This is a genomic window from Brevundimonas sp. (assembly GCF_036963785.1).
GTDB lineage: Bacteria > Pseudomonadota > Alphaproteobacteria > Caulobacterales > Caulobacteraceae > Brevundimonas.
Genome location: NZ_JBALUS010000004.1, coordinates 295155 through 316554, shown reverse-complemented (window position 1 = coordinate 316554; position 21400 = coordinate 295155). Strand labels below are relative to the sequence as shown.

Here is a 21400-nt window from a genome sequence, read left to right as displayed (position 1 = left end):
GCCAGCTGGGCCGTTTGCGGTCGGTCAGGGCCGTGTCGGAGTGACGAATCGGCAGCTTCGTGGCGAATGGTCGGCCACACAGTCCTGCTGGAAACGGGTCGGATCAGGACGCTCGCCCGTATCGATCCAGCGTTCCAGGGCCGAGAGCACCGTCAGATAGCCGACGTCCTCCAGCTTGCTGTGCTGGTCCTCGTCGGTGGCGGCCTGAACCAGCAGGTGCGAGCGACCGGCCGAGGCGACCGTCTCGGCATACACGGCCTCGGCCTCATAGAAGACAGTCGGATCATGCAGGGCATGAAGCGTCACTGTCGGCGCCACGATCTGACCGGTCAGATCGGCATCATGGGCCAGCATGGCCACGGCCTCCGGATCGGCGGTGAAGCGCTCGACTCCGGCGTTGAGGGCGGCATCGTCCGAAGACCCGCTATAGACCGTCTGGCTGTTGTCGAACGGATTGCGGCCGCCCAGCCGGACCTGCACCAGGTCCTGAAAGGTGAAGGTGGCCCAGTTCATATGGGCGACCAGCTCGTCCTCCTCGAGGCCGGTGATGGCCAGAAGCTCGCGCTTCCGGCGGCTCTGCTGGGCCGTCCGGTCCCGTCCCGACAGGCCGATCCCCGTGCAGTCGACGATGCGACGGCGCAGCTCGGCGCGGGTCATGCGCGCCCCGGCCGGAAGGCCCTGCCACACCGGATACTGGGGGTCCGTCGCCGCCGGGTGATTGTCGCAGATGTACTGATAGACGGCCCTGAGGTCCGCGCGGAATTGATAGGCCCGGGTGCCTCCGTTGAGGACGCCATTGGTCAGCAGCACGCCATCATAGGTCAGTCCCCCGGCCTCGTCGGTGCCGTACAGTTCGGCGGTCTTGGCCGCGACATTGCCGCCCCAGGACTGGCCGTGCAGCAGGGTCCGCTCCGGACGCCCGTACAGGCTCCAGAACAGGGCGCGGCTGCGGTCCACATCCTCGGCCGCCGAACGGACGCCATATCCGCCCCGGCGATAGGACGAGCCGATCCAGGCGTAGCCCTCGCGCACCATGGCCGAGAACCGGTCCAGATCCTCGAGCGAGTCGCCCTGCTCGGGGTCGCCCAGCCGGGGGCCGCCGTGGGCGTGCACGATCAGGTGGCCGTTCCAGTTATCGGGTCTCGCGATGATCAGCCACGCTCCCGCGTCGTCGCGCACCGAAAGACAGCTAACGCCCGGCCCCACCGACCGGGGACAGTCGATGGGCGTCGGTTGCGGGTCCTGCACCGGATGCGGCCCGGCCACCACCGGCGCGCACCCCAGGGTCAGTCCGACGGCCAGTGCCACCCCGGCCAGCCGGCGCCCCCACCCGAGGGGGGAGCGCCGACCGACAGCAGAGACGTCAGGGGAGGACATGACTGGCACCATCATCAGAAGGTCTTCGACACACTGGCATACCAGTAGCGGCCATAAGGACGATGGATCGACCCCAGATAGCCACCCTCGGCCAGGGGCGGACCTTCATCCGTCAGGTCGCGGACACCCAGACGGACCCGTGCGCCGGAGGCCGGTCCCAGGTTCTCGAACTCGAACTGGCCATACAGGTTGAAGGTCAGCTGGTCCTCGACCACCCACGGCTCACCCGCGTCGCTCAGCAGGTCCGGCTGTTCGATCTCGGACGTGTAGTGCGCCGTGACGCCGACCCGCCAGGGCCCCTTGCTCCAGTTGACGTTGGCCATGGCGCGCCATTCCGGGCGCCCATCCACGGCGATAAGCTGGCTGGTCAGGGGCAGCGGCGTCAGCGCGTTGATGGTGCCGGCCTCGCGGGCAGCCAGCAGCTGGTCCACGATCGGGCCGGCCGGTCGCGAATACTCGAGCATCTTCGAGGCATTGAGGGTGAAGTTGAAGGTGCCCCACGCCGTCCGCCGCTTGGACCAGCGAATGCCGAAGTCGACCCCTTCCACCGTCTGGGGGAGCAGGTTGACGAAGCTGTCGTTGATCGACAGCACTGTACCCGCAGAGGCCAGACCGGTGCCGTCGAACAGGGCGTCGTCATCCGCGTCCGGCGCGGCGCGCACGACGTTCGGGTTGGAACTCCCCTGCACCCGCAGCAGATAGTCCAGCGCCAGCGCGGTCTGCGCGCCCAGCAGGCCGACGATCTTCTCCTGTTCGATCGTCCAGTGGTCGACCGTGAAGGTGAAGTCGCCCCACTCGACGGGCACGAAGGTGGGCTGGAAGACCAGACCGACCGAACGGTTGGTGCTTTCCTCCGGCTCAAGGTCCGGGTTGCCGGCGATGAGCAGCGAAGCGCTGGCCGTGCGACCGCAGTCATTGAAGCTGGTGATCGCGTTCTGCCGCAGGTCCGCCTCGCAGCGGACATAGTCGGTGTTGGTGGCGAGGCGCGCATACTGGGTGGCGTTGACCTGCTCCAGGTTCGGGGCCCGGAACCCTTCGGAATAGGACGCCCGCACGCGTACCCCGTCGACGATGTCCCAGGCCAGGGCGATCTTGGGCTTGGCCACCGAGCCGAAGTCCGAATAGTTCTCGAACCGGCCGGCCAGCTGGACGTCCAGACTGCGCACCAGGGGGATGTTCATCTCGGGCGACACGACCGGCACCGCGAACTCGACGAAGGCGCCGAACACATCGCGGCTGCCCTCGGTGTCCGGGTTGGGGCTGACGGCGGCGACATTGGACTGGTTGACCTCGCCCGAGACCATGTCGGTGAAGGTAAAGGTGCCGTCCAGGTTCTCGTCCCGGTCGTCCATCTGGGTTTCGTGGCGGAACTCGACACCGAAGGCCACGCCCACATTCCCGCCCGGCAGGGACCACAGGTCGCTGCGGCTCATCTTGAAGTCCGCCAGCGTCAAGGTGGTCTCGGACACCCGCTCCATCTGGAACAGGATGGCGTCGATGGCGACCGGCGACGACGGGGTGCAGTCGCCATAGCTTGGCGTATCGACGCATCCACCGTTGAACGGATTGTAGGCGTCGGGCGTCGACAGCGCGAGCGACTGCTGCAGCGCGGTCGAGTTCACGTTCGGCGAGCTGTCGGTGGCACGGGCGCCGGAGTACAGCAGGGCCGTCTCCCAGTCGAAACCGGCCCATTCCCCGCGCAGGCCGCCCAGCAGGCGCACCTGATAGTTCTCGACGGTGACGTCCTGGAAGCCCGCATCCACGAAGCGGTGGTTGCCCATGTAGACGGGCAGGCCCTCGTTCGGAACGAAGGTCAGGCCGGGCAGCCGGTTGGGGTTGGGCGACCCGTCAGAGAAGGTGACGGGACCGAACGGGTTCCAGTAGTTGCTCGCCGGAATCCAGAGGTCATTCAGATTGATGACGGGCGGCTGTACCGCGCGGCTTTCGGCCGCATAAAAGCCCGCCTCTCCGAAGAACTCGATCGAGTCCGTCAGCTCGTAATAGCCCGAGGCGAACAGGTTCACGCGCTCGATGGACGACCGCACCGTGGTGTCGACCCGGGTGTCGTAGCGCATCTCGCGATTGGTCGAGTTGTAGGCAGTGACCCCCGAGACCAGGCACAGCCCCCCGTCCAGAGGGGCCCCGTCACAGCCGAAACTGGCCGGCTGGATGCGGAAGGTGCCCGAGGTGGACGCAATCCGGGTGCCGAAGTAGCGAGGGCGGGTCGAGGAGGTGAAGCCTGGCAGCTGGAACCGGCCCCACGGCGTGTGGGACGAGCGTCCGTCCGGCACATCCGTGGTCTCGAAGCCGGGGTACTGGTTGAACAGGGGGCGCAGATCGTCCGTGCGGGTGAACTCCTGTTCGTCGGCCCACAGCTCTGACCGGTCGGTATAGCTGGCGTAGAGCGAGATATTGCCGCGATCGAGGTCCTTGCCGGCGAACAGGTTCAGTTCCAGCTCGGTAAAGCCCGTGCCCTCGGCCCCGCCGTACTGGCTCTCGAAGGTCACGCCGTCGAAGTCGTCGCGCATGACGGTGTTGACCACACCGGCCACGGCATCGGCCCCGTAGATGGCGGCCGCGCCATCCAGCAGCACCTCGACCCGCTCGAGACCCGCGACCGGAATGGCGTTGGAGTTGTAGCTCAGCACCGGGACGGTGCCGGTGTCGGACGTCCCCTGGCTGGTCGGGTGCTGCACCATGCGGCGCCCGTTGATCAGGACCAGGGTGTTGCCGACGCCCAGCGAGCGCAGGTTGACCGAGTTGACGTCGCCCCGGGCCGAGTTGCTGGTCTGGGGATTGTTGGCGGCCTCGAACAGCACATCGCCCATCTGCGGGATGGAGCGGAACAGGTCGTCGCCCGACACTACGCCCGCGTCCTGGATGGCCTCGCGGTCCATGACGACAACCGGCAGGGCCGCCGTCGTCGAGGCCCCGCGGATGTTCGAGCCGACCACGACGATGTCGTCGACCTGGGTCACGGGTTCCTGCGGATCCTGCGCGGCCGGCGCGGACTGGGCGGAGGCTGCGGTCGCAAAGACCGATGCGGTCAGCAGGGCCGTTCCTGCCATCAGCCACTGGCGTTTCGTATTGGACATGGTTTCCTCCCTCGATTTTCTTGTTTTCTTTCGGCGGTATCAGTCGTCCGCCAGAACCAGATCGTCCCCCGGACCGGCCGCCGGATCGGGGGAGGCGGCCAGCGGTTGAGGTTTGCCGTTCAGCGCCAGGGCAAGGGCGTCGGCGTCCAGCGCCTTTTCCCAGCGGGCCACGACGACGGTGGCCACGGCATTGCCGATGAAGTTGGTCAGGGCCCGGCACTCGCTCATGAAGCGGTCGATGCCGAGGATCAGGGCCATGCCGGCGACCGGCACATCGGGCACGACCATCAGCGTCGCCGCCAGGGTGATGAAGCCCGCGCCGGTAATCCCGGCCGCCCCCTTGGAGCTGAGCATGGCGACCAGCAGCAGGGTCAGCTGCTGCCAGATGGTCAGGTCGATATTCAGCGCCTGGGCGATGAACAGGGCCGCCAGCGTCATATAGATATTGGTGCCGTCCAGATTGAACGAATAGCCGGTCGGCACGACCAGGCCGACGACCGACTTGGCCGCCCCCGCCCGCTCCATCTTGGCGATCAGACTGGGCAGGGCCGCCTCGGAACTGGAGGTGCCCAGCACCAGCAGCAGTTCTTCTTTCAGATAGCGGATCAGCTTGAAGATGGAGAAGCCGTTGGCCCAGGCGACCATCCCCAGAACGCCCAGAACAAAGATCAGCGACGTCAGATAGAAGGTGGCGATGAGCGCCGCCAGATTGGCGATTGAGGCGATGCCATAGGCGCCGATCGTAAAGGCGAAAGCACCCAGCGCCCCGATCGGCGCGGCCTTCATGACAATGGCCACCAGCTTGAACACCGCCAGGCTGACGGTCTCGAAGAAGTCGATGATCGGCTGGCCGCGCTCACCGATCAGGGCCAGGGCGATGCCGAACAGGATCGAGACGAACAGCACCTGCAGGATGTTGCCCGAGGTGAAGGCCCCGAACAGGCTGTCGGGGATGATGCTCATCAGGAAGCCGACGATGGTGCTCTCGTGGGCCGCCTGGGCATATTGCTGGACCGCGCCCGAATCCAGGGTAGCCGGGTCGATGTTCAGCCCGTCGCCGGGCCGGACGACATTGGCGACCGTCAGACCGATGATCAGCGCCAGGGTCGAAAAGACGAAGAAGTAGCCGAAGGCCTTGGCCGCCACCCGGCCAACCCGGCCGATGTCGCGCATGCCGGCAATGCCGATCACAATGGTCAGGAAGATCACCGGTGCGATCACCATCTTCACCAGCTTGATGAAGGCATCGCCGAGCGGCTTCATGCTCTCGCCGGTCTCGGGGAAGAAGTGCCCGATCAGGCCGCCGACGGTGATCGCCACCAGCACCTGGAAATACAGGTGCTTCCAGATCGGCTGGCGATGCGCGGACGCACCCTGGTCGTGATGAACCTGGATCAAACCCTCAACCTCCCTCGACGGATCATTGTCCGCTCTACGCCCGCGTCCCGTTCGTCGGGATCGCAGAGCGTCAGTATCAGGACGCACAAGTCCGAACCGCAAGCGACGCGCGTTCATCGATTAAATTACTGATAGTTCGCATTATTTGTCCACGCGGCTGAGCGGAAGGCCCCCATTTGTGCGGATTTACGCACGCCGTGTCTGGTCATTTGTGCGAAAATCCGCATTCTTGACCGATGACCCTGTCCCGCCTGTCCGAGAAAACCCAGTGGCGCCTGTTCGCGGCGGTCTGGGTGATCCTTGGAGTCCTGGCGATCGCCGTGGCCGGATGGCTGGCCCGCCTCGACGCCGAGGCCGCCACCCGTGATCAGGCCAGGACAGCCGCCGTCCTGCACGCGGCCGTGCTGACCAGTGAGCTGGAGCGCCAGCAGGCCGTGCCCTCGGTGCTGGCGGCCGATCCGGAACTGCTGGCCCTTGTGACCGCGCCCTCTGCCGAGCGGCGGGACCGCCTGAACCTGAAGCTGGAACAGCTGGCCGAAGAAGTGCGGGCCGCAGCCCTCTATGTTCTTGCGGCGGACGGAACGGCGATGGCGGCCAGCAATTGGCGCGAGCCGACCAGCTTCGTGGGCTCAAACTATCGCTTTCGTCCCTATTATATCGAGGCCATGCGCGACGGCGAGGCGGCCTTCTTCGCCCTCGGGACCGTCAGCGGCAGGCCCGGGCTGTACCTCGCGCGGCGCATTGATCGCCCCGACGGGACACCGGCCGGCGTGATCGTCGCCAAGGTCGAGTTCGGCGCCCTCGAGCAGACCTGGCGCAGCGCCGGCGAACCGACCTATGTCACGGATGCAGATGGTGTCGTGTTGATCACCACCACGCCCGAGTGGCGCTTCCGCACGACCCGCTCGCTCAGCGACACGCGACGTCGGCAGTTGGCCGAGGAACAGACCACCGGCGAGCCGCTGGAGGATATGCCGTTCACGCCGCCTGAGTCGGGTTTGTTGCGGGTCGACCGCGACGGTGCATCCCGGCTTTACGCGCACGAGACCGACACGAGTATGGGGCTGGGCTGGACGCTGCACCTGCTATGGCCCGCAGACCAGATGATGACCCGGGCTGTCGGGGCGGCGCGGATTCTGGCCGGGCTGAGCATCGCCCTGCTGGCGGGCCTCACCGGCATCCTGCTGCGGCGACGCCAGAGAGCCCGAAACCGCGCGGTCGAGGAAGAAGCGGCGCGCGCCGAGCTGGAACGGCAAGTCGCGCTGAGGACGGCAGAGCTCAGTGCGGCCAACCAGGCGCTCAGCCATGAAATGGAGGAACGCCGCAGCCTGGAACTGAGCCGTCAGGTTCTGGAAGACGAGCTTGTGCAGGCCAACAAGCTGGCGACAGTGGGTCAGATCGCCGCCGGGGTCGCCCATGAGATCAACCAGCCGATTGCCGCGATCCGCACCCATGCTGATACGGCCGGGGTCTATCTGGAACGCGGCGACCGTGACGCAGCCCTGCGGAGCCTGACCTCGATTTCCGGCCTGACCGAGCGGGTCGGCACCATCACCGATGAACTGCGCGCCTTTTCCCGAAAGACGCGGTCAGAGGTTGTGGCGGTCGATGTGGAGGAGGCTATTGAGGGGGCCCTGCTTCTAGTCTCGGCGCGGCTGAGGGAACGGGGCATCTGGCTGGACCGCTCGGCCCTGTCTCCGGGTCTGAAGGTCAAGGCCGAGCGGAACCGTCTGGAGCAGGTGGTGCTGAACCTGCTGCAGAATTCCATCGAGGCGCTGGACGGCACCGCCACGCCGACCGTGGCCCTGTCGTCGAAACGGGTCGGGCGTAAGGTCGTGATCCGCCTGACCGACAATGGACCGGGTCTGCCGGAGGATGTGCGCGACCGGCTGTTCACACCCTTCGTCACCAGCAAGGCGTCGGGACTGGGGCTGGGCCTGGTCATCAGCCGGGATATCGTCGCCGGCTTCGGAGGCGAACTGACTCACGAGTCCGCGCCGGCCGGCACGGTATTCCAGATCGTTCTGGCGCATGCGTCATGAGCATCGGCACCCTGAATCGCGTGGCTCTGGTCGAGGATGACGCTCCGTTTCGCGATGCTCTGGCCGAGCGGCTGACCCTGGCCGGGCTGGACGTCGCGACCTTTGCGTCGGCAGAGACGGCCCTCAGGTCCGTCGGTCCGGGCTTCGAAGGGGTGGTGGTCACAGACCTGCGGATGCCCGGAATGGACGGCCGTCAGTTCGCGGACCGACTGACGGCACTGGACCCGGATCTGCCCGTGGTGCTGATCACCGGACACGGCGACATCGCCGACGCGGTCGAGGCGATGAAGCGCGGTGCCTATGATTTTCTGGCCAAGCCCTTTGCGCCCGAGCGGCTGATCGAAACCCTTCGGCGGGCGCTGGAAAAGCGGGCGCTGATTCTCGACAATCGGCGCCTGACCACGCTGGCGGCCGAGACGGAGCAGTCCATCCCCCTGAGCGGCGCCAGCCCGTCTATCGTCGCCTTGCGCGGGGCCATCCGGCAGTTGGCCGACGCTGAGGTCGATGTGCTGATCGAGGGGGAAACCGGATCGGGCAAGGAGGCCGTGGCCCGTGCCATCCACAGCGGCGGCCGCCGTCGCCTGAAGCCCTTTGTCGCCGTGACCTGCGCTGCCCTGACCGAGGCCGGGGTCGAGGCTCAGCTGATGGGGCAGGACGTGGGCTACGCGTCCACCGTCACCCGCCGTCGCGAGGGCCAGGTCGAACAATCCCATCAGGGCAGCCTGTTTCTGGATGAGGTGGATCTGGCGCCGCGTCAGGCGCAGCTGACCCTGCTCCGCGTGCTGGAAGAACGCGAGGTGCTGCCGCTGGGTGCCACCGAGCCCCGGGCTCTGGACCTGCGGGTGCTGGCCGCGACGCAAAGCGACCCTGCCGAGGCCGTCGCGCGCGGCGACCTGCGAGAGGATCTGTATTACCGGCTGAATGTCGTCCGGCTACGCGTACCGCCGCTGCGGGAGCGTGCGGACGATGTGCAGATGCTGTTTGCCCGCTTCCTTGCGCGGGCCTCAGCCCGGATGGGTCGTCCCCTGCCGCCGATCGATCACGCCGTGCGTCGCCGCCTGATCGAGCACGACTGGCCGGGCAATCTTCGCGAACTGTCCAACTTCGCCAATCAGGTCGCGGTGGGTCTTACCGAGAGCGCGCCCGACCGTGCATCCCGGGACAGTTTGGCCCAGCGGGTCGCGCGCTATGAAGCCGAACTGATCCGCGAGGCCCTGAGCGACCATCGCGGGGATATCCGCAAGGTCACGGCAGCCCTCGGCCTGCCGCGCAAGACGCTCTACGACAAGATGGCCCGACACGGCATTCAGCCCGCCGACCATCGCGACCGGGACTGAGCCGCCCCTGCCCTACTGCGGAACGCCGGGCGTGCCGAAGTCGAAGGCCGGCTCCTGACGTCGCGGGCTGCTGCCGAAGGTGTAGGTCAGGCCGATATAATAGGTCGGCTCGCTGAACCGGACGCGGCTGCGGTCCTGGAAGTCGGGCGTGTCCGTGATCGCGGTGATCTCGGCCGTATCGAGGATGTTGGTCCCCGTCACGACCATGCTGAAACTGTCGGTAAACTTGCGTCGATAGCCGATGTTCAGCATGCCGAACGAGCTGCGCTCGCTCTGGGCCTGGATCTGTTCACCGACATAAAAGCCGTTCAACTGGAAGAAGTCGGTCTCGGTCGGTGACCAGTTGATCGAGGCCCGGGCCGTGCCGCTGGTGCCGCTACGTTCGATACCGCCCGCTATACCGGGGATGCTGATGTCGTTCTGGAACACGGTGCCCGAGGCATTGTAGGTGACCTTGGGACCGAAGCGGCCGTTGACGATGAATTCGACGCCGGTGCGCTGGCTCTCACCCAGATTCTCGCGGGTGGTCAGCACCACGCCGCCGCCGATGTCCTGCGAGATGTCCGTCACACCGCCGCTGCTGTCGCGATAGAAGGCCGTCACGGCATAGAAGGTCTGGCCCTTGCGCATCTGCCAGCCCAGCTCGAACGAGTCGGTGATTTCCGGCTCGAGATCGGGATTGCCGCGTCGCAGGTTCTGCGGGTCGATATAGACGGTATAGGGGTTGAGGTCCTGCGGAGAGGGACGGCTGATCCGACGGCTGTAGCCCCCGCGCAGACGTTGGCTGTCGGTCATCTGATAGCCGAAGTTCAGCGTCGGATAGGCTTTCAGATAGTCGCGCTGGACCGAGATGGAGTCTGTGATCTGATCCAGCTGGAAGTCGACCTGCTCGACCCGCAGACCCGCCTGGACATCCAGATCACCAAACGGCCGCTCATAGGTCACATAGGCGGCGTGGACCCATTCCTCGTAGTCGAAGCGGTTGGTCAGAGCGGCAATCGGCACCAGACCGGCCTCGTCCGGGCCGCGTGAGCCGAACGAGTTGAAAGCGTCGATGTCGAGGTCGCCCTCATAGCCGATCTTCAGCAGGCGCCGCTCACCCATCGGGCGGGTGTAGTCCAGCTTGAAGCCGTAAGAGTCGTTCTGGTTGTCGCTGCCGGTGCGCTGCAGGAAGTCCGGCTCGCCGCCGACCTGGGTGGTCGAGATCAGGTCGAGATCCCGTTCCGACGTGCTGGAATCCACTTCGAAATCGGCGGCCAGTTCGTGCTGGTCACCCTCAAGCTTGCGGCGCCAGGACAGCCGGCCGCCCACATTGCTGTTGGAGAAGCCGCCGGTCTGGAGGCGCTGATAGCGGTCGCTGACGATGCCATTGCCGTCGGCGCGTTCGAAGGTCTGGGTGTTGTCGTTCTCGGCATCGAACGCGCGGTAGCTGAGCTCGCCGCTGATCCGGTCGCGGGCGTTCAGATCATAGTCGGCGCCGACCCGGGCGTTGCCGAAGGTGTTGGTATTCTCGCCGGTCGACAGGCTCCCTTCGGTGATGGTCGCTGCCGGGGTCGCGCCGGGGCGCAGGCGCGTGGATTCGCTCTCAAAATCACTGACATTATGGCGAAGGCCGACCTCGCCGGACAAGGTCAGTCCGTCCTTGGTGCGGCTGCCACTCAGAGACAGGTTGCCACGCTCGCCGCCATCCCAGGACGCGCGGACCCCGACCGAGGTGACCGAAGGTTGGGCCGTCCTCGTCACCAGATTGATGACGCCGCCGCTGCCTTCGGGGCTGAAGGCGGCCGAAGGGTTGGTGATGACTTCCACGCGCTCAATCTGGCTGCCGGACATGGCCTGCAGCACATCGGCGCGGGAGGCGCCGCGCAGCATGGCGGACGGGCGTCCGTCGACGAGGATGGTCACATTGCCGTCGCCGCGCAGGCTGACATTGCCCTGAAGATCGACCTCGACACCCGGGACGTTGCGCAGGACGTCCGCGACCGATCCGGTCTGGGCCTGCACATCGTTCGAGACGTTGTAGATCATCCGGTCAGCAGCCGTGATGATATCCGGACGCGTCGCCTGGACGACGACTTCATCGACCTCGGTCGCCTCTTCGGCGTCTTCGTCCTCGGCCGTGGCCGGCGGATCCTGATCGGCGTCCTGGGCCAGGGCAGGGGCAGCGCCGAACAGGACGCACCCGAAGAGAAGCGCTGTCGTCATCAGCAGGGTGCGGTTCGACATGTTCAGCCCGATCGAGAGGAGGTAGCGGCCCGGGACGAAACGAATTCGTCTTTGGCAACAGAGAGGTGATTGACAGCGCGGTATCACGTCGCCGGGCTCCGGCAAGTTAAATCCCGGACAGGTTGAGGGCCGTGCCATGTTCACAAAGCCTCATAAGCTCACCCTATCCTCAGCATCAGAAAATAGTCTTAGCTTATTGGGCTGCGTTTGATACCTTGGCCGCACTACGTCCCCGGAATTGCACCGGGGCCCCATTGACGCCCAGGAGAGCAAGACATGGACGGAAACGCAGGCGATCCCCTCAGCGACCCTAAGAAGGAACGCGGCGCGCTTCGCTCGCTGCTGGGCCGCACCAATCGCGACTGGTGGCCGAACCATCTGGCGATCGACATCCTTCACCAGCAGGGCCGGACCGGCGACCCGATGGGCGACGACTTCGACTATGCCGAGGCGTTCAAGAAGCTGGACTATGCGGCGGTCAAGCGTGACCTGCATGCCCTGATGACCGACAGCCAGCCTTGGTGGCCGGCGGACTATGGTCACTATGGCCCCTTCTTCATCCGCATGGCGTGGCACTCGGCCGGCACCTATCGCACGGCGGACGGCCGCGGTGGTGCGGGCGCGGGCCAGCAACGCTTTGCCCCGCTGAACAGCTGGCCGGATAACGGCAACCTCGACAAGGCGCGGCGCCTGCTGTGGCCGATCAAGCAGAAATACGGGGCCAACCTCAGCTGGGCCGACCTGATGATCCTGGCCGGCAATGTGGCCATCGAGTCGATGGGCGGGCCGGTGTTCGGCTTCGGCGGCGGACGCGCCGACGTCTGGGAGCCCGAAAAGGACGTCTATTGGGGCACCGAGGAGAAGTGGGTCGGCGAAGAGGGCAATGAGACCCGCATCCAGCCGGACAAGGAGATGGCGCTGGAAGAACCTCTGGCCGCCATCCAGATGGGCCTGATCTATGTGAACCCCGAGGGCCCCGGCGGCGTGCCGGACGCCCTTCAGTCGGCCCGCGACATCCGCGAAACCTTCCGCCGGATGGGCATGAATGACGAGGAAACGGTGGCGCTGACCGCCGGCGGCCACACCTTCGGCAAGGCCCACGGCGCGGGCGACGCCAAGCTGGTCGGGACCAGCCCCGAAGGCGCCGACATCGCGCAGCAGGGCCTGGGCTGGACCTCCGGCCACGAGAGCGGCATGGGCGACCACACCATTACCTCGGGCATCGAGGGCGCCTGGACGCCCACGCCAACGACCTGGGACATGGACTATTTCAACATGCTCCTGGACCACGACTATGAGCTGACCCGCAGCCCGGCCGGCGCCAAGCAGTGGCACCCCGTCGGCGATCCGCCCGAGACGCTAGCGCCCGCCGCTCACACGCCCGGCAAACGGGTGCCGACGATGATGACGACCGCCGACATGGCGTTAAAATTCGATCCGGAATACCGCAAGGTCATGGAGAAGTTCAGGGCCGATCCCGCGTACTTCGCCGACCAGTTCGCGCGCGCCTGGTTCAAGCTGTGCCACCGCGACATGGGCCCCAAGGCCCGCTACCTCGGACCGGAAGTGCCCGCCGAGGATCTGATCTGGCAGGACCCGATCCCCGCGCACGAGGGCCCGACGCTGAGCGAGGCCGATATCCGGGACCTGAAGGACGCGATCGCGTCGTCGGACCTGTCGATCGCCGACATGGTCCGCACCGCATGGGCTTCGGCCTCGACCTACCGCGGGTCGGACCACCGGGGCGGGGCGAATGGCGCTCGCATCCGTCTGGCACCGCAGAAGGACTGGGACGTCAACGAGCCCGACAAGCTGGCGCGTGTGCTCAAGGTCTATGAGGACATCAAGGCCGGCTCGGGCAAGAATGTCTCGATTGCCGACCTGATCGTGCTCGGTGGCTCGGTGGGTATCGAGAAGGCCGCAAAGGCCGCCAGCCACGACATCGAGGTGCCCTTCACGCCGGGCCGCACGGATGCCTCGCAGGAGCAGACCGAGGTTGAGGGATTCCACTGGCTGGAGCCCCGCGCCGACGGCTTCCGCAACTATCTGCAGGTCCGGTTCAATGTGCCGACCGAGGAACTGCTGATCGACCGCTCGCAACTGCTGGGGCTGACGGCACCCCAGATGACGGTCCTAGTCGGCGGCCTGCGCGTGCTGGGCATCAACCACAAGGACTCCAGGGACGGCGTGCTGACCGATCGCCCGGGCCAGCTGACGAACGACTTCTTCGTCAATCTGCTCGACATGGGCACGGCCTGGAAACAGGTCGACGATCACTCGGACGAGACCTTTGTCGGCACCGACCGCGACACCCACGAACAGCGCTGGACCGCGACCCGGACCGATCTGGTGTTCGGCTCCAACTCCCAGCTGCGGGCGCTGGCAGAGGTCTATGCCTCGGCCGACGCCGGACAGAAGTTCGTGCGCGACTTCGTGACAGCCTGGGTCCAGGTGATGAATGCGGATCGCTTCGATCTGACCTGATCCGGCGGCTCGAACCGACTGCAAGGCACCCGGATGCAGGCGACTGCGTCCGGGTGCTTGTCTATGGGCGGTTGGCGGTCTGAGCCTGCCCGGCGTGACCGCTGTGGGCGGGGGGCGGCGTGAGTTCGGGGATGGATCAGGCCGCCGAGAGTTGGCATATCCATGGCCATGAGGAAGAACCGTCGCCCATGACCTCCCCCCGCGCCCTGATCGAACAGTCGTTGGCCGCCATAGAGATGGGCGACCACGATGTGCTCGAGGCCTGCCTGCACCTTGAGGTCATCTACCGGCGGCCGGGCCAGCCGGTCCTGTCCGGGCGGGACGCAGTCATTGACTATTACCGGCGCCACCGCAGCGCCAAGACCTCCCAGATCCTGCTGGACGAGTTCGTATGCGAAGGCGACCGCGCCGTCGCCATGGGGCTGGTGGAGGGGCGTGGCCATGACGGCGCTCCAATCCATGAGCGCTTCGCCGACGCCTACCGCATCGAGGACGGCCTGATCCGCGAACGCACCACCTACTTCTTTCGCCAGGGATTCTGAGGCGGATTGCCACGGCACCGAGCCGGAGTCAGAGTGGAGGTCGAAGCTTCGGGAGGACGAGACCCATGCGACTGACCCTGACCCTTACCGGCGCCGTTCTGGCGACCTCCATGCTGGCGCTGGCGACACCCGCCTCGGCCCAGTCCGGTGCACCGCCGACTGCCCAGCAAGCCAACGGCGGCGCCATTGGGCGCACGACCGGCGACCAGCAGATTCGGCGCTTCGAGGCGGACGAATATCGCACCGACGCCGAGGCCGAAGCCATGACCGTCGAAGAGGCCGAGGACCGCTATGGCGCCGAACGGGTCGCCCTCGCCGAACGGGTGCAGGCACTGATGGACGCCGGCCAGTGCACCGAGGCCCGTCGCCTGGCCTCCGAGGCCGGCGAACGCGCCATGGCTATCCGCGTGCGCCAGACCTGCCGCCGCCGCTGAGGCCCCCTACAGGACGGGCACGGCCTGGCTGAGGCGCCCGCCGATGCGGATCGGCTCGATGCGCGTGGCCAGGCCTGTGCGGTCGTCGGTCTCGACATAGACGCCGCAGACGGTCGCCGGACCCGACGCCGGCTGGTAGCGACCGCCGCTGAGCCGGGTGGTGAAGCGACGCAGGGGCTCTTCCTTGTCGTTGCCGATCACCGAGTCATAGTTGCAACACCCCCCGGCATCGGTCTGATAGGCCGTGCCGCCGGGCAGGATCTGGGCATCGGCGGTCGGCACATGGGTATGGGTGCCCACGACCAGGCTGGCGCGCCCGTCGCAGAAATGGCCCATGGCCATCTTCTCGCTGGTGGCCTCACAGTGGATATCCACGATGGCGGCGTCGGCGACCACGCCCAGCGGTGCGGCCTCCAGCTCGCGCTCGACGGCCGAGAAGGGGTCGTCCATCGGGTCCATATGCACCCGGCCCAGCACATTGATGACCAGCACGCGGCGGCCATCCGACGTGGTGAAGACATCGGCCCCGCGGCCCGGCGCGTCCATCAGCGGCGGATAGTTGACCGGCCGGATCAGGCGTGGCTCGCGCACGATATAGGTCAGGGCTTCGCGCTGGTCCCAGCTGTGGTTGCCGAGTGTCAGCACATCAGCCCCGGCATTGAACAGGTCGCGCGCCGTGTTCTCGGTAATGCCGAAGCCGCCGGCGGCGTTCTCGGCATTGATGACCACGAAGTCGAGCTTCAGGTCACGCTTCAGACCGGGCAGGTGATCGGACAGGCCGTCGCGACCGGACTTGCCGATCACATCGCCGAAGAATGCCAGCCTCATGCGGCCGGCCGGGAGAAACAGGTGCGCGTCATGGGAAGGCGGTATAGCCGGTCTCGGTCAGAACACCATGCAGCGGAATATCGTGATCCAGCAGGCTGAGGCGGTCGACTTGCTGGCCCGCATAGGCGATTCCAACCCGCAGGGCGTCGGGCCGCGCCGCGAACGTCCGGTCGTAATAACCGCCCCCCTGACCCAGCCGTCCGCCGGTCCGATCAAAGGCCAGAAGCGGCGTCAGGATCAGTTCGGGCTGCATGTCGTGCGCCGACGACAGGGGGGCCGGTATGCCGGCAGCGTCGGGCGCGAGTTCATCGCCGGGGCGCCACCAGCGGAAGATCAGGGGCGTGTCGGGGGCGGTGACCACCGGCAGGCAAAGGTCATAGCCTTCATAGGCCAGACGCGCCGCCAGGGGGCGCGGGTCCATCTCGGCCCCGATCGGATAATAGAGCGCGTGCACGACAGCGCCGGGCAGGTCATCCGCAAACCCCGCCAGCCGCTTGGCGGCGTCCGGTAGCGCAAGCGCCAAGGCCTTCCGCCGCGCGCGCATCTCGGATCGCAGGGCCTCTCGATCAGTCATGAGCCCACACTATCACGACCCGGCGAGCCGCCGTGCGATGAGCAGCAAGGGAAGAGAAGCGGCCCTCGGGCAGCGAGGCCCCGCGGGCCAGGCGATAGGGCAGGAATGAGGTTGGCGGCGCCACAAGAACCGTGAAGAGCGTTTAAATCCTCTCAGACCTGGGTAGCCAGGTGGGCTCCATATGCCCAGGCCCTCGAGCCCGGACAGGGACAGATCCCTTTGAGTGAATTAAGGTCGCGAGGAATGTTGCCTTCGACGAGGGCCGCAGCAAGACCCGCCAACGACCAAGATAGTCCTCGACCTGTGGCCGGACAATGGCCATTGCGCCGGGCCTGCACGAATTCCGGCGACGGGCCTCAGGTGATGGTCTGGGCGATCTTTTCGATGCGGGCCGCAACCGCATTCAGGGCCTCGGCCACGCCGGCATCAGAGGGCGCTGTCTCGGCGGGACGGGCCGGAGCCTCGCCCGAGCGAGCCTCCTGCAGCTCGTCGGCCAGGATAAGACCGGCCATCAGGAACAGGCGCAGTTCCCCGACATGGCCCACCTCGGCGGCGACCGTGCTGACATGACCGGCGAACTGGGCCGCCAATTGCTTGACGCGCTCTTCCTGTCCGTCGGCGCATCCGACGGCATAGGGGCGGCCATTGATCTCGACGGTGACGGTGGCCATCAGACACTCCCCTCGCCGTCTTCGTCGTCCGCAAGGATCGAGCGGATGGCCTCGGCCGAGGCGGCAAGCGCGGTGCGGGCCTCACGCCCTGCGTCTTCCAGCTCGGCCAGACGCCGGGCGTCGGCGCGCGGCGCAAACAGGTCATCGTCGCCGATCGGGGGCGCCGAGGCGGGGCGCGCCTTCAGGTCCTTCATGCGTCTTTCCAGCAGGGCGAGGGCCTTGTCGATGCGGGCTTTCGCAGCTGTGGTGGCGTCGGCCATCGGTGTCACTTCCTCCGGAATCCCTATAGAACCCGTCCGCGCGTCGGGGTAAAGCGGCCCCGCCCCCCTTTTTATTCCCCGCGTCCCGAGAGGTTGCCCGTGGCAAAAGCCGATTCCACCCCGCCGAAGGCTACCCCCAAGCAGATGGCCGATGCCATCCGGGTGCTGGCCATGGACGCCGTGCAAAAGGCCAACAGCGGCCACCCCGGCATGCCGATGGGCATGGCCGACGTCGCCACCGTGCTGTTTTCGAAGCATCTGAAGTTCGACGCCAGCCGCCCCGACTGGGCCGACCGCGACCGGTTCATCCTGTCCGCCGGGCACGGATCCATGCTGATCTACGCCCTGCTACACCTGACGGGCTATGAGGCCGCGACCCGCGAGGAACTGTCGAACTTTCGCCAGTGGGGGTCGAAGACCGCCGGTCACCCCGAATATGGCCACATGCCCGGCGTCGAGACGACCACGGGCCCACTGGGTCAGGGTCTGGCCAATGCCGTGGGCTTTGCCATGGCCGAACGCCATCTGGCCGCGCATTTCGGCGAGGATCTGGTCGACCACCGCACCTGGGTGATCGCCGGCGACGGCTGTCTGATGGAAGGCGTGTCGCAGGAGGCCATCGCCCTTGCCGGCCGCTATCGGCTGAACAAGCTGACCGTGCTGTGGGACGACAATGCCATCACCATCGACGGCGCCGTCAGCCTGTCGGACGCCACCGACCAGAAGGCCCGCTTCAAGGCCGCCGGCTGGGCGGTCAAGGCTATCGACGGCCACGACATGGGTGCGATCAAGTCCGCGCTGAAATGGGCCGAGCGTCAGAACAAGCCGACCCTGATCGCCTGCAGAACCAAGATCGGGCGCGGTGCCGCCACCATGGAAGGCAGCCACAAGACCCACGGCGCAGCGCTGGGCGAGGCCGAGATCGCGGCCACGCGTCTCGGCCTCGGCTGGGACCACGCTCCGTTCGATATCCCGGAACACGTCGAAAAGGCCTGGCGCAAGGTCGGACGCCGGGGCGCCAAGGCCCGCCAGGACTGGGAAGAGCGGCTGGCCGAGGCCGAGCTTCAGGACGACTTCGTCCGTGCCATGGCCGGGGGCCTGCCCGACGACGCCTTCGACGACCTTGATGCCGCCATCGCCGAGGCGGTGGAGGCCAAACCGGCCCAGGCCACGCGCCAGTCGTCCGGCGCGGCGCTCAGCGCCCTGTTCGAGGCCGTGCCCGAGCTGATGGGCGGCTCGGCCGACCTGACCGGCTCGAACAACACCCTGGTCGCGGGCACCGAGACCTTCGACGCCCCCGACTATGCCGGGCGCTATATCAACTGGGGCATCCGCGAGCACGGCATGGCTGCAGCCATGAACGGCATGGCTCTGCACGGGGGGCTGATCCCCTACGGCGGCACCTTCATGGTGTTCTCGGACTACAGCCGCCCGTCGATCCGGCTGGCGGCCCTGATGGGCATCCGGGTCGTCCATGTGCTGACCCACGACTCCATCGGACTGGGCGAGGACGGCCCCACCCACCAGCCGGTCGAGCATCTGGCTGCGCTTCGCGCCATTCCGAACCTGCAGGTCTTCCGCCCCGCCGACACGGTCGAGGCCATGGAGTGCTGGCGTCTGGCGCTGGAGAAGGCCGACGGCCCCTCGGCGCTGGCGCTGTCGCGCCAGAAGACCCCGGCCGTGCGGACCGAGGCTGCTTCCGAGAACCTGTCGGCCAAGGGTGCCTATGAACTGCGCGCCGCCTCGGCCAAGGCCAAGGCCACCCTGTTCGCCACCGGCACCGAGGTCGCCCTGGCGCTCAAGGCCGCCGAACAGCTCGAGGCTGACGGCGTCCCGACCCGCGTGGTCTCGGTGCCCTCGTTCGAGCGCTTCAACCAACAGACCAAAGCCTATCAGACCAAGGTGATCGGCAAGGGCACCGCCCGGGTCGCCATCGAGGCCGGCATCCGCCAGGGCTGGGACCGCTTCATCGGCGAGGACGGCGGCTTCGTCGGCATGTCGAGCTTCGGCGCCTCCGCCCCGGCCGAAGTGCTCTACGAAAAGTTCGGCATCACCGCCGAGGCCGTGGTCGCCGAGGTCAAGGCGCGGCTGTGACGGTTCGCGGCGCGGTCCTGATCATTCTGGCGGTTCTGTTTGCCGCATGGCCGGCCACGACGTCCGCGCAGACCGCGCCCGCGCCGATCATCATCGGGCAGTCCTACCGTTTACCGTCGGCAATCATGGGGGAGGCACGCGAGATCAACGTCTGGCTGCCGCCCGGCTACGGCGAGACGGATCAGACCTATCCCGTGCTTGTGGTCCTGGATGGCGGTGTCGGTCAGGATTTTCATCATATCTCGGGGCTGGCACAGCTGGGGACCGTAAACGGCACGACGCGCGATGTGATCGTCGTGGGGATCGCCAGCGTGGACCGGCGGCGCGAGCTGGCGCTGCCCAGCGATGATCCCGACCTCATTGCCGCCTATCCGACCCAGGGCCATTCCCAACAGTTCCGCGACCACCTGTGGCGAGAGGTTCTGCCCTGGATCGATGCCAACTTCAGTACGGACGGCCATCGGACGCTGATGGGTGAAAGTCTGGGTGGCCTGTTCGTCGTGGAGACCTTCCTCAAGGCTCCTGAACTGTTCGACGCCTATGTGGCAGTCAGCCCCAGCCTGTGGTGGGACGGTGGCAGACTGGCCCGTCAGTCCGGCGCCCATCTGCGCGATCATTCGAACGAGCCTCGCACCCTGCTGCTGTACCTGGGCGACGAAGGCGAGTTGATGGAGGCCCCCATGGCGGTTCTGCTCCATGCGCTTGCAGAACATGCAATGCCTGGACTGGTCTGGACCTATCGGCCCCGCCCCGCCGACACCCACGCGACCATCTATCACGGGGCGGCACTGGACGCGTTCCGTAGTCTGTATTCCTATCCCACGGAGGACGAATGATCCGTCTCGGCACGCCCCTCTCCGACTCTGCCGTCCGGGTCATGCTGCTCGGCGCCGGTGAGCTGGGCAAGGAAGTGGCGATCGAGCTGCAGCGCCTCGGCGTCGAGGTGATCGCGGTCGACCGCTATCCGAACGCCCCGGCCATGCAGGTCGCACATCGCAGCCACGTCATCCCCATGACCGATCCGCAGGTGCTGAACGGCGTCATCCTGGCCGAGGCGCCGCACATCATCGTGCCGGAGATCGAGGCCATTGCCACGGACGTTCTGGCCCAGATCGAGGCGGCCGGGCTGGCGACCGTCATCCCGACAGCCCGCGCAACGCAGCTGACCATGAACCGCGAAGGCATCCGTCGGCTGGCGGCCGAGGACCTGGGCCTGCCGACCAGCCCCTATGCCTTTGCCGGATCAGCCGCCGAGTTGGCGGAGGCCGCGCACACCATCGGCCTGCCGGTGTTCATCAAGCCGGTCATGTCGTCCTCGGGCAAGGGCCAGTCGATGATCGACGCCATCGAGGATGCCGCCAATGCCTGGGCCTATGCCCAGTCAAGCGGGCGGGTCGATACCGCCCGCGTGATCGTCGAGGGGCGGATCGACTTTGATTATGAGATCACCCTGCTGACCGTCCGTTCCCTGAAGGACGGCAAGGTCGTGACCGACTTCTGCGCGCCGATCGGCCACCGCCAGGTCAAGGGCGACTATGTCGAGAGCTGGCAGCCCCAGGCCATGAGCGCGGCCGCCCTGGCCTCGGCACAGGACATCGCGGGCAAGGTGACCGCAGCGCTGGGCGGCCTTGGCGTCTTTGGGGTCGAGCTGTTCGTAAAGGGGGATCAGGTCTGGTTCTCGGAAGTCTCGCCCCGGCCCCACGACACGGGTCTGGTGACCCTGGCCAGCCAGGTGATGAGCGAGTTCGCCCTCCATGCCCGGGCCATCCTGGGCCTGCCGGTCGATGTGACCCTGCGCGGACCGGCCGCCAGCGCCGTCATCTATGGCGGCATGGACGCGCAAGGGATCGCGTTCGAGGGTGTGGCCGAGGCCCTGTCGGTGCCGACCGCCGACCTGCGCCTGTTCGGCAAGCCCGAGGCCTTCGAGCGCCGTCGCATGGGCGTGGCCACGGCGCGCGGCGTCGATACCGACCAGGCCCGCGAACGCGCCCGCGAGGCGGCAGGGCGGGTCAGACCTGTCCGGGCCTGACCCGCAGAG

At 66.9% G+C, this 21400-nt stretch carries 16 protein-coding genes and 1 other RNA gene; 8 read left to right on the top strand and 9 right to left on the bottom strand.

Annotated features, from left to right (window positions below; translation table 11 throughout):
- Nucleotides 1–24: 24 nt before the first annotated feature.
- Genes V7672_RS11440 through V7672_RS11430 form a run of 3 tightly spaced genes read right to left on the bottom strand, consistent with a single transcriptional unit; the run spans nt 25 to nt 5867 of the window.
- A complete protein-coding gene (locus tag V7672_RS11440) occupies nt 25–1377 on the bottom strand; it encodes a hypothetical protein (RefSeq protein WP_335624713.1) in 1353 nt (450 codons plus the stop codon).
- A gap of 14 nt (nt 1378–1391) precedes the next feature.
- Nucleotides 1392–4472: a TonB-dependent receptor domain-containing protein gene (locus V7672_RS11435; RefSeq protein ID WP_335624712.1), complete on the bottom strand. Its 3081-nt coding sequence runs from the start codon at nt 4470–4472 to the stop codon at nt 1392–1394.
- A 39-nt stretch (nt 4473–4511) separates the two neighbouring features.
- Nucleotides 4512–5867: a dicarboxylate/amino acid:cation symporter gene (locus tag V7672_RS11430; RefSeq protein ID WP_335624827.1), complete on the bottom strand. Its 1356-nt coding sequence runs from the start codon at nt 5865–5867 to the stop codon at nt 4512–4514.
- Between the two features lie 239 nt (nt 5868–6106).
- Between V7672_RS11430 and V7672_RS11425 the strand changes: the two genes are divergently transcribed.
- Nucleotides 6107–7912, top strand: a complete 1806-nt coding sequence (locus V7672_RS11425) for a sensor histidine kinase (RefSeq protein WP_335624711.1) — start codon at nt 6107–6109, stop codon at nt 7910–7912.
- A complete protein-coding gene (locus V7672_RS11420) occupies nt 7909–9249 on the top strand; it encodes a sigma-54-dependent transcriptional regulator (protein WP_335624710.1) in 1341 nt (446 codons plus the stop codon). The genes V7672_RS11425 and V7672_RS11420 overlap by 4 nt, the downstream gene beginning before the upstream one ends.
- Before the next feature lie 12 nt (nt 9250–9261).
- Here the strand turns inward: V7672_RS11420 and V7672_RS11415 are convergent, their stop codons facing one another.
- Nucleotides 9262–11475, bottom strand: a complete 2214-nt coding sequence (locus V7672_RS11415) for a TonB-dependent receptor domain-containing protein (protein ID WP_335624709.1) — start codon at nt 11473–11475, stop codon at nt 9262–9264.
- A gap of 276 nt (nt 11476–11751) precedes the next feature.
- On the opposite strand from V7672_RS11415, the gene katG reads away from it, so the two are divergent.
- The 3 genes from katG (at nt 11752) to V7672_RS11400 (ending at nt 14935) form a co-directional block, all read left to right on the top strand.
- On the top strand, nt 11752–13959 hold the full coding sequence (katG, locus tag V7672_RS11410; RefSeq protein WP_335624708.1) for a catalase/peroxidase HPI: 2208 nt from the start codon (nt 11752–11754) through the stop codon (nt 13957–13959).
- A 188-nt stretch (nt 13960–14147) separates the two neighbouring features.
- On the top strand, nt 14148–14501 hold the full coding sequence (locus V7672_RS11405) for a nuclear transport factor 2 family protein (RefSeq protein ID WP_335624707.1): 354 nt from the start codon (nt 14148–14150) through the stop codon (nt 14499–14501).
- 65 nt (nt 14502–14566) lie between these two features.
- Nucleotides 14567–14935 (top strand): hypothetical protein, encoded by a 369-nt coding sequence (locus V7672_RS11400; RefSeq protein ID WP_335624706.1) that lies wholly within the window; start codon nt 14567–14569, stop codon nt 14933–14935.
- Between the two features lie 6 nt (nt 14936–14941).
- Here V7672_RS11400 and V7672_RS11395 read toward each other — a convergent pair whose 3' ends face one another.
- The 5 genes from V7672_RS11395 to V7672_RS11380 form a co-directional block, all read right to left on the bottom strand.
- Nucleotides 14942–15763 carry a TIGR00282 family metallophosphoesterase gene (locus V7672_RS11395; RefSeq protein WP_335624705.1) on the bottom strand — a complete coding sequence of 274 codons (822 nt, stop codon included), beginning with the start codon at nt 15761–15763 and terminating at the stop codon, nt 14942–14944.
- 28 nt (nt 15764–15791) lie between these two features.
- Complete coding sequence (locus V7672_RS11390) at nt 15792–16337, bottom strand: 5-formyltetrahydrofolate cyclo-ligase (protein WP_335624704.1); 546 nt, start codon at nt 16335–16337, stop codon at nt 15792–15794.
- A gap of 113 nt (nt 16338–16450) precedes the next feature.
- A non-coding RNA gene (gene ssrS / locus V7672_RS15330) (6S RNA) lies at nt 16451–16611 on the bottom strand.
- An 82-nt stretch (nt 16612–16693) separates the two neighbouring features.
- The gene (locus V7672_RS11385) at nt 16694–17008 is read right to left on the bottom strand and encodes a cell division protein ZapA (protein WP_335624703.1); all 315 of its coding nucleotides are present in this window, start codon (nt 17006–17008) and stop codon (nt 16694–16696) included.
- Nucleotides 17008–17268, bottom strand: a complete 261-nt coding sequence (locus tag V7672_RS11380) for a hypothetical protein (RefSeq protein ID WP_335624702.1) — start codon at nt 17266–17268, stop codon at nt 17008–17010. Before V7672_RS11380 ends, V7672_RS11385 begins: the two co-directional genes overlap by 1 nt.
- Nucleotides 17269–17412: 144 nt before the next feature.
- Here V7672_RS11380 and tkt point away from each other — a divergent pair, with 144 nt between their 5' ends.
- Genes tkt through purT form a run of 3 tightly spaced genes read left to right on the top strand, consistent with a single transcriptional unit; the run spans nt 17413 to nt 21391 of the window.
- The gene (tkt, locus tag V7672_RS11375; RefSeq protein ID WP_335624826.1) at nt 17413–19362 is read left to right on the top strand and encodes a transketolase; all 1950 of its coding nucleotides are present in this window, start codon (nt 17413–17415) and stop codon (nt 19360–19362) included.
- Nucleotides 19359–20198, top strand: a complete 840-nt coding sequence (locus tag V7672_RS11370) for an alpha/beta hydrolase (RefSeq protein WP_335624701.1) — start codon at nt 19359–19361, stop codon at nt 20196–20198. Before tkt ends, V7672_RS11370 begins: the two co-directional genes overlap by 4 nt.
- On the top strand, nt 20195–21391 hold the full coding sequence (gene purT, locus V7672_RS11365; RefSeq protein WP_335624700.1) for a formate-dependent phosphoribosylglycinamide formyltransferase: 1197 nt from the start codon (nt 20195–20197) through the stop codon (nt 21389–21391). Before V7672_RS11370 ends, purT begins: the two co-directional genes overlap by 4 nt.
- The last annotated feature ends 9 nt before the right edge of the window (nt 21392–21400 follow it).

Excerpts from the sequence above, each read along its gene's own strand:
- V7672_RS11440 (WP_335624713.1), bottom strand. The coding sequence starts at position 1,377 with ATGTCCTCCCCTGACGTCTCTGCTGTCGGTCGGCGCTCCCCCCTCGGG.
- V7672_RS11435 (WP_335624712.1), bottom strand. The coding sequence starts at position 4,472 with ATGTCCAATACGAAACGCCAGTGGCTGATGGCAGGAACGGCCCTGCTG.
- V7672_RS11425 (WP_335624711.1), top strand. The coding sequence starts at position 6,107 with ATGACCCTGTCCCGCCTGTCCGAGAAAACCCAGTGGCGCCTGTTCGCG.
- V7672_RS11420 (WP_335624710.1), top strand. The coding sequence starts at position 7,909 with ATGAGCATCGGCACCCTGAATCGCGTGGCTCTGGTCGAGGATGACGCT.
- V7672_RS11415 (WP_335624709.1), bottom strand. The coding sequence starts at position 11,475 with ATGTCGAACCGCACCCTGCTGATGACGACAGCGCTTCTCTTCGGGTGC.
- katG (WP_335624708.1), top strand. The coding sequence starts at position 11,752 with ATGGACGGAAACGCAGGCGATCCCCTCAGCGACCCTAAGAAGGAACGC.
- V7672_RS11405 (WP_335624707.1), top strand. The coding sequence starts at position 14,148 with ATGACCTCCCCCCGCGCCCTGATCGAACAGTCGTTGGCCGCCATAGAG.
- V7672_RS11400 (WP_335624706.1), top strand. The coding sequence starts at position 14,567 with ATGCGACTGACCCTGACCCTTACCGGCGCCGTTCTGGCGACCTCCATG.
- V7672_RS11395 (WP_335624705.1), bottom strand. The coding sequence starts at position 15,763 with ATGAGGCTGGCATTCTTCGGCGATGTGATCGGCAAGTCCGGTCGCGAC.
- V7672_RS11390 (WP_335624704.1), bottom strand. The coding sequence starts at position 16,337 with ATGACTGATCGAGAGGCCCTGCGATCCGAGATGCGCGCGCGGCGGAAG.
- V7672_RS11385 (WP_335624703.1), bottom strand. The coding sequence starts at position 17,008 with ATGGCCACCGTCACCGTCGAGATCAATGGCCGCCCCTATGCCGTCGGA.
- V7672_RS11380 (WP_335624702.1), bottom strand. The coding sequence starts at position 17,268 with ATGGCCGACGCCACCACAGCTGCGAAAGCCCGCATCGACAAGGCCCTC.
- tkt (WP_335624826.1), top strand. The coding sequence starts at position 17,413 with ATGGCCGATGCCATCCGGGTGCTGGCCATGGACGCCGTGCAAAAGGCC.
- purT (WP_335624700.1), top strand. The coding sequence starts at position 20,195 with ATGATCCGTCTCGGCACGCCCCTCTCCGACTCTGCCGTCCGGGTCATG.